This is a genomic window from Anaerobiospirillum succiniciproducens DSM 6400 (assembly GCF_000482845.1).
In the GTDB taxonomy this organism is placed as follows: Bacteria; Pseudomonadota; Gammaproteobacteria; order Enterobacterales; family Succinivibrionaceae; genus Anaerobiospirillum; species Anaerobiospirillum succiniciproducens.
The window spans coordinates 85289-93533 of sequence record NZ_AXWV01000013.1; the positions used below are offsets into that span (position 1 = coordinate 85289).

The following is an 8245-nucleotide window of genomic DNA, read 5'->3' on the forward strand; positions in this document are numbered from 1 at the left end:
TCAAGGAGGATCGGCAAAAAAATCGGGCCATAAGTTTAGCACATGGAAGGCAAAAACATCAGCAAAGTGAGAATCAAAAACTAGAGCGCACAAACAACAAAGGCAGCTACAAGCATCTTAAGCTTGTTAAAGCTGCCTTATCTTAGTTTTACTAGGCCTTCATGAGGCCTTAGCTTGATAAGCTTATTAATCTATTCAGTTACAGCCTCAGAGCTTACTGGAATACGCTCAATTACTGCCTTTGGAGTAATCACAGCGCAATCGCAATCGAGCTCATCTACTACGCGCTCACAGATGTTGCCTGCTAAAGCTACTGCAATACCCTTACGTGCAGAAGTACCAATAAACAGAGCAGTTGGGTTGAGCTCAGCGCATAAGGTCGGGATTACATCATCTGGCTGACCTTCGCGAATATGACAATACTCAGCTGGAATCTTATGACGTGCAGCAAATGACAACACTGCCTTGCAGCCTTCTTTTAATGCTGCATCGCCTAAAAGATCAGGCGTAAAGCCTGGCAGGTCAATAGCTGCTGGCGGCAGGATTGGAGGAATAGCATTGAGAATGTGAATCTTGCAATGCATGATACGAGATACCTCTTGAGCCTCACGCAACAGACGTACGTTGAGCATCTTAAGCTCAGTATCTTCTGGATCAGAAAGATCAAGTGCAATTGCAATAATGCCAGTTGGATGCCAGATATGATCTTTGGCAATGAGCACTGGTACAGGAGCATGACGGAGCAGCTGCCAATCAAGTGGAGTGAATAACACGCTATCAAACATGCCGTGCACTTCATGAGCCTTGATGAGAAGATCTACAGCTTCATCCCGGGCCATCTGAGTAATTTGCTTACCCACATTCTTGGAGCTGATGATACGAGTCTCAACGTCATATCCCATAGCATGTATAGACAGATATGACTTAAGCCACTTTTCACTCTTGGCAGTTACATCAGCGTTAATATCTTCTTTAGACTCTACAGAAAGCACTGATGGAATACCAGGAGTCATCTCAGAAACTGGCATAACAGCGATAATCTTACGTCTATCTTTGCCAGCCGCCTGTGCTAAAGCCATAGCGCGCTCTAAAGCTACTTGGCGCATTTGCTTTGGCTCAATGACCACTAAAATCTTCTTAAGTTTTCGCACCTTAAGTCTCCGTTTTCCTTTTCAGGCTGTTTGTATGCCTCTATCTTATTGCCATTATTGAGCGTTTTTCAAAACTTATGATGACAAAGAAAAAGCACAGAGCGTGACGCTTTAAACTTGCGCCTCAGCTATGACGGCCTTAAGTACATACATGGTATGAGAGTTTAGCTCAACAACTAAAGGACGTGTAAATGCCCGATCCTTTAGCCTGACGGCTTTATATTTTAGCATGCTCATAGCAAAACGGCTTAATACATGAGCAACAACGATCACTTAGACCTGTTCTTATTGCGATTGAACCATAGTTACACTCTGAGCAGTTTACGTTTTGCACCAAGCCCATCTATCTAAAGCAAGGTAGAAAATACACCAACAATACATATAAGCCATTTGCTCTTTTCATGTTTGCGCAGAAAGGGGCTCATCAGCACCAAGAAGTGGTAAACGGATCTATTAGCTGATCTTAAGAAAAAACTTGTGCAGGCTCATAGATGCAGCGCTTGAGTTTTGCACGAGAGGAAGGTCTTGAGCTGCTTTGATATCTAGCCTTTTGTTATGGTGAAACGGCTAAGATGATTTGATTGTGAGGCTTTGCTCTATGGGCCTTGGCTGTTTGGGGATGAACCTTGGCTTGTGGAGCCAAGGTCATGATTGAATGGGATTATCTTGCGTAAGATTACTTATCTTCTTCGATGCAGTAGTCGTAAGTGGTGTTCACTAATGTTGCCCAAGCATTACGGATGCGCTCGACATAGCGGTCATGCACGGCTTTATTCACACTATAGTGGAAGTGATAGTTACCCACACCTGTCCAAATATTACCGCCGGCCTTTTCAATTTCACGGCGCACTAAGTAGCCCATCGCCCAAATGTTGTGGCAAGGCTTTGACTTAATGACGCTCTTGTTGAGATTAAACTGCTTTAACTCACTAATACGCACATCATTAATCTGTGCAGGACCACAATCTTGAGTGCCGTTTCTATTTGTACCGCATTTGCCATTGAGCGGGCCGCGCTCAACATACAAAATTGAGTACAAAAGCTCTTCTGGCAAATCAAACTGATAGGCTGTCCAAGCAATACATGACTTTAATGACTCGTAACGATCCATGGGTGCTTTCTTATAAGCTACATCGCGCCAATGACCCTGCACATCACAAGACATCTTGGCTGCCATTGCATTTGAGGTAAACATGCTCAGGCTTAGCACAAGGCTAGCAATCATGATTTGCATCAATCTCATAAGCAATCCTTACTCAATAGACACTAACTTTAGAGGTCTTAAGATGGTTTAGATACGAGTCATCATCACAACCAAGCAACTCATTTTGAGCGCTGCTGTTGTGCTCTTATGAAGCCTCAATAAGATGAGGTTAAAGCTATATCAGCCCATGCCGATGGCTCTATTTGCCTTTAAAGCTATATCAGCGCTTGCCGATTGCTCTAAGGCATATCAGCTTGGTGCTATTTGCTTTAATCGAGCTTAGGCTATTTGCGCTGCTCTTTGACGATCTCGTTTAAGACCTTGCGGGCCTTTTCTTCTTCGCCTTTGCTAAGAGGCATCACCACAGCTGCAGCCTCAATCATGTCCATGGTGAGGTGCTCTTGGTTGACCTTGTCAAAGTTGATGGCCTTGGCATTTGGATTAGGCTGGTCAAACTTGACTGGTTCAGGCTGAATATAGACATTACCCTCAACATAGAAAGGTACCGTCATAGAAGTAATTAAGGTACGCACTGATTGAGTTTGGTTAACTAAGGTTAAAGGCTTTAAGGTAAAGATAAAGTTACGATTAATGCCCTTAAGCTTGGCTTGCAAAATAGTAGTGGACGCACCTTGGAACTGTCTAATCATCAGCTCAGATGGCGATGCAGTGGTCTCAGCAGTAAAGCCCTGGTTCTCAAGGCGGGTTGAGACAACCTCCATTGGATAACCATTGAGGTCATAGAATCTAATGATGGAAGTACCGTTGCGAGGTACAGCAATCTCATACTGCGCCTGATAGTTAGCGCTCATACGCATAACTTTAGACTCAAGGTCACCAGGCACGGTTGGAATATTCAATGAGTTTTCTGGATCTGCTTTACCTTCGATGTAGATTTGCTCATTGATCTGTTCTTTGGTTCTAAAGTCAGTCAAAGTATCAGAAAGCTCTGGTGGAGCCATTGGAGCAATTACGTCGGCATGAGCTGTACTAATGAGCGAAAAACTAGTAGCTCCACTCTGAGTGTTAGCTTTTTCAAGCGCAATAAAAGCTGCACTCTTAGCACTGTTGGTAGCGCTAGAGTTATTCTCGGTTACAGATTGCGGAGTATTTACATATGAAAGCGCAATTGCACCGCAAACAACTGGGCTTATGTATCTTAATAAAGGCTTCATGGCCGTGATTATATCATCACTCACACGCTTGCTTAGTGAACTCCCCACTGCAAAACAACACAGCTCACACATATGCCCTCCACTGCAAAACAGTACAGCGTACACATATGTCAATCTGAGCTAAACAAGACAGCGCACGCATATGCCACCACTTCAAAGCAAGCGGCGCACACATATGCCCACCATGCAAAACGAGCGGCGCACATATGCATCTAAGCGCTGTATTTTGCCGGCTGTTAAGAGCTTTTGCGCACTTGTATACTAGCAAAGTCTCTTATACATCGGCTCTATGAGTATTTTTTGCAAACGCTAATACTCATCATAAGTACTTTGCTAAAATTTCCATTTCTGACGATTGCACCTTAGTCTTGTGCTAAAATTGCATAGATTTCAGGGAAGCCGTGTAAATCTTGTGAATGTATAAGTGGCAAAGCCCCCTTACAAATTCAAATGTGACTTTAAGTAGTCAGCTTGTGTTCAAGTGCGAAAAAACGCGCTTTTTATTTGTGGGTGCTAAAGGATCTGTCATGATGTTTTCATCAAGTATCCTTATTTGCGCTTAACGGCTGCACCTGTGCTCAGAGAATTATTCTTGTTCAATAGAGGATACACATGACCGCTTTAGTTTTAGGCCACAAGAACCCTGATACCGATTCCATCGTTTCTGCTTTATCCGCTGCTAACTTATATCGCGGTCGCGGTATTGATGTTAAGACCGGTGCCCAGGGCAAGCCTGCTCCTGAGACTGCTTTTGTTCTTGAGCGCTTCGGCCTTACCGCTCCTGAGGTTGTAACTTCAGTTGCTGGCGAAGAGGTTTACTTAGTAGATTACTCTGATCTGGCTCAGGCTCCTGATGACTTTGCAAAGTGCAAGCTTCTCGGCATTATCGACCACCACAAGTTAGGTGACGTAACCTCTGACTCTCCAGTTGAGGTTTTCATCAAGCCAGTTGGCTGCTCCAACACTGTAATTAAGGAGCTGCACGACATCTACGGCGTTTCCATCGATCCTAAGCTTGCTGGTGCCATGATGTGCGCTATTCTGTCAGATACCGTCTTATTCAAGAGCCCAACCTGCACTGAGGCTGACAAGAAGGCTGTTGCTGACTTAGCTAAGATCGCTGGCGTAGACAATCCATTAGATATTGGTATGGAAATGTTCAAGGCTAAGAGCAACTTAGCTGGCGCAAGTGCACGTGACCTTATCTTCCGTGACTTCAAGGACTTCGATATGTCCGGCAACAAGGTTGGCATCGGTCAGCTCGAGCTCGTTTCCTTATCCTTAATCACTCCAGAGTTAAAGGCTCAGTTACAGGATGAGTTAAACAAGGTTAAGGCAGAAGGTCGTCACTCTGCAGTTTTAGTTATCACTGACATCATGAAGGAAGGTTCCGAGCTCATGATGTGCTCTGACAACGGTGAACTCATTGCTAAGGCTTTAAACACTCAGGTTTCTGACGAGATGTGGATGCCAGGTGTTATGAGCCGTAAGAAGCAGGTTGTTCCTAACTTAGAGCAGGCTTTCAAGGCCTAATGGAACTCTAAAGGCTACTGCCTTTTAGCAAGGCCATCTTATGTATGGCTTTGCTTTATGCATGAAAACATGCATCAGAGCACAGGCACCTTTAGTGGTGCCTTGTTTTTGTTCACGCCTAAGTGAACAAATCGCCTTTTGTACTAGTTGCTAGTACCTCCCACTTTATAGCGCTGCTGCGCACAAACACTTTAATGGGCACAACATGCTGCATTTTTTAGAGTCTTTGTGCGCATCAGTGCCTCCATGTGCTTTTGCTTGATAGCTAGTCATATGAGCTAGCACAATTAGGCTTTTGCATTATTTCAGGAAGTTCTTTTTTCATGACAGGATCTCGCTCCAATCATATCCCTCGCATTGGCGTTGTCTCTTTGGGTTGTCCAAAGAACTTAGTTGATTCTCAGCGCCTCATCTCAGTACTCCTTGCCAAAGGCTATCGTTTAGAGAATGACTTTAACGAAGCTGACGTAGTGGTAATCAACACTTGCGGCTTTATTGAGCCAGCAGTTCAGGAGTCCTTTGAGGCAATTTACGATGCTAAGCAGCAATGCTCTCAAGTTATCGTAATGGGCTGCATGGGTGCTAATAAAGAGAAAGTATTAGAGCAATATCCTGATGTAGCTGACGTTATCGGCCCTGGCCGTCGTGCTGCTGTGCTGCGCTCCATTGAAAAGCTCGTAGGTGAGCCTCCTGCAATTGCACGTCAGTCTGTACCAACCTCCGGTGTACTCCTTACTCCAAAGCATTACAGCTACTTAAAGATCTCCGAGGGCTGTCGTCACCACTGTTCTTTCTGCATTATTCCAGATTTACGTGGCACCTTAAGATCCCGTCCAATTCCAAACATCCTCTACGAGGCAAATGATTTAGCTGCTCGTGGTGTACGTGAAATTATGATCATTTCACAAGACACTTCTGACTATGGTAGCGATCTTAAGGATGGCAGCAATATCTTAACTTTATGCGATGGTTTATCTAAGGTAAATCCACGTCCTTGGTTCCGTCTGCACTACGTCTACCCAGGCAAGATCGTTGATCAGCTCATCCCATACATGCGCGATGGCATCATCCTTCCATACTTAGACGTACCGCTGCAGCACGCCTCAGCTCCGGTACTAAAGAGAATGAAGCGTCCAGGCAATATTGAGCGCACCTTAGAGCGTATCAATGAGTGGCGTGAGATCTGCCCTGACTTAACTATCCGCTCTAACATCATTACTGGCTTCCCTGGTGAAACAGAGCAGGACTTTGAAAACCTCATCGACTTCATTAAGAAAGCCCGTCTTGATCGCGTCGGTACATTCCCATACTCAGATGTTGAAGGTGCTCAGGCTAATGATTACGATGGCGTAGTTCCAGTTGAAGTTCGTCAAGAACGTGCTCGTTTAGTCATGGAAGCTCAGGCTGAAGTATCAGCTCATAAGCTCCGTGAGCGTGTGGGCAAGTCATTTGACATGATCGTCGACACCATCACCGATGAGGGTGTAATGATCTGCCGTACTAAGTACGAGGCTCCGGATATCGACGGTGTAGTAACTATCGAGAACACTCCAAAGGATGCCATCGTTAAGGAAGGCGACTTCATCCGCGCTAAGATCACCGATAGTGATGAGCATGATATGTGGGCTGACTTCGAGGCTAATATCACTCCAAACACTCACATTCCATTCCGCATCAAGCTTTCCTAAATTCCATTTAGGATTGCCATAAAAAATGCCAGCTTTATGCTGGCATTTTTGTCTCTGTACATGTAGCGCCATGATGAGTTCGTCTCAAAGAGACTAATGGCAGCAATTGAGGCGGCGCTTAAAGGTACAGGATATTTGTGTAAGCTTTTAGTAGTTGTGCTTGCAGTACTTAGCAACTACGCACTTAGCACAGTGATCTTCAAACTTACGTGCGGTGCAGTTATAGCGGCCGTGGAGCAGTAAGTAGTGATGAGCCTCTTTCATGAAGCGCTCATCAATAAGAGGAGGAATCTTATTCTCTACATCACCAGGGCAGTGGCCTAAGCACAGACCAATGCGGCTGCACACACGGAATACGTGAGTATCTACAGCTAAGTATGGCTTACCAAAAGCAACATTTAAAACTACCTTGGCAGTCTTGGAGCCCACACCTGGCAGAGCAATTAACTCCTCCATGGTCTCAGGAACCTTGCCATCATACTTCTCATCGAGCTCTTTGGAGAGCTTTTCTAAGAACTTAGCCTTATTCTTCCACAGACCAATGCTCTGAATATATGGAGCAATGCCATCAGCGCCTAATGCAGCCATGCTATTGGCATCTGGAGCTGCCTTAAAGAGTGCTGGAGTAGCCTTGTTTACTGACTCATCAGTTGCTTGAGCAGATAACACTACTGCACATAAAAGCTCAAAAGAGTTATTGAAGTTCAGTTCACTCTTTGGATTTGGGTTTTGCTCTTCTAAAAGACGCATTACCTCAAAACGCTCTTCCTTGTTTAACAGAGTGATATCGGCAAATTCCTTCTCAACTCCCTTGCTTGGCTCAGCCTTGCGCACAATCTCGCGCTTGCTATCAACAGGAGCCAACATCTTACGATTGATCTTATTTGCATCAGCCATCGATGCTTTAACCACAACTTTCTCCTCAGCTTTAGCCTTTGATCCACTTGCTGCCTTCTTAGCAGCAGATTTGGCAGTGGATGCCTTTGTTGTACTATTTTTTGCTTTAGCAGCCTTCGATGAAGCTATTGTAGCTTTAATCTTAGTTTCCTTGGTATCTTTAGAAGCACTTGCCTTTGCTTTAACAGCCTTTTCCTTAGTTTCCTTAGCCGCACTTGCCTTTACAGCCTTCACTTTTGGAGCACTAGCCTTAGCACTCTTAGCTACCTTGCTAGCCTCTGCCTTAACTGCTTTTGACTTGGTAGCAGTGCTCTTAGTAGCAGCCTTAGTGGCCGTAGCTTTTGTCTTGGCTGCAGTGCTCTTAGTAGCTGCCTTAGTAGCAGTAGCTTTTGCCTTGGTTGCAGTGCTCTTGGTAGCTACCTTAGTGGCAGTAGCTTTTGCCTTGGTTGCAGTGCTCTTAGTAGCCGCCTTAGTGGCCGTAGCCTTTGTCTTGGTTGCAGTGCTCTTGGTAGCCGCCTTAGTAGCAGTAGCTTTTGCCTTGGCTGCAGTGCTCTTGGTAGCCGCCTTAGAGGCAGTAACTTTTGCGTTGGTTGCAGT

6 protein-coding genes are annotated in these 8245 nt (G+C 45.0%); 2 read left to right on the forward strand and 4 right to left on the reverse strand.

Going from position 1 to position 8245, the window contains the following annotated elements; genetic code table 11:
• Positions 1–191: 191 nt before the first annotated feature.
• From H524_RS0101405 to H524_RS0101425, 3 genes are all read right to left on the reverse strand, one after another.
• A complete protein-coding gene (locus tag H524_RS0101405) occupies positions 192–1151 on the reverse strand; it encodes a universal stress protein (RefSeq protein ID WP_156907502.1) in 960 nt (319 codons plus the stop codon).
• A 676-nt stretch (positions 1152–1827) separates the two neighbouring features.
• On the reverse strand, positions 1828–2394 hold the full coding sequence (locus tag H524_RS0101415; RefSeq protein ID WP_027938947.1) for a lytic transglycosylase domain-containing protein: 567 nt from the start codon (positions 2392–2394) through the stop codon (positions 1828–1830).
• 245 nt (positions 2395–2639) lie between these two features.
• Positions 2640–3554 carry a hypothetical protein gene (locus H524_RS0101425; RefSeq protein ID WP_211232143.1) on the reverse strand — a complete coding sequence of 305 codons (915 nt, stop codon included), beginning with the start codon at positions 3552–3554 and terminating at the stop codon, positions 2640–2642.
• Between the two features lie 588 nt (positions 3555–4142).
• On the opposite strand from H524_RS0101425, the gene H524_RS0101430 reads away from it, so the two are divergent.
• Both H524_RS0101430 and rimO read left to right on the forward strand, forming a co-directional pair.
• Positions 4143–5063 carry a manganese-dependent inorganic pyrophosphatase gene (locus tag H524_RS0101430; RefSeq protein ID WP_027938949.1) on the forward strand — a complete coding sequence of 307 codons (921 nt, stop codon included), beginning with the start codon at positions 4143–4145 and terminating at the stop codon, positions 5061–5063.
• 323 nt (positions 5064–5386) lie between these two features.
• Complete coding sequence (rimO, locus tag H524_RS13615; protein WP_044121211.1) at positions 5387–6751, forward strand: 30S ribosomal protein S12 methylthiotransferase RimO; 1365 nt, start codon at positions 5387–5389, stop codon at positions 6749–6751.
• Positions 6752–6898: 147 nt separating this feature from the next.
• On the opposite strand, the gene nth is transcribed toward rimO, so the two are convergent.
• The coding region (nth, locus tag H524_RS17695) for an endonuclease III (RefSeq protein ID WP_245580429.1) at positions 6899–8245 on the reverse strand (1347 nt) is incomplete at its 5' end.

Coding starts and splice junctions, on each gene's coding strand:
- H524_RS0101430 (WP_027938949.1), top strand. CDS start 4,143: ATGACCGCTTTAGTTTTAGGCCACAAGAACCCTGATACCGATTCCATC.
- H524_RS0101415 (WP_027938947.1), bottom strand. CDS start 2,394: ATGAGATTGATGCAAATCATGATTGCTAGCCTTGTGCTAAGCCTGAGC.
- rimO (WP_044121211.1), top strand. CDS start 5,387: ATGACAGGATCTCGCTCCAATCATATCCCTCGCATTGGCGTTGTCTCT.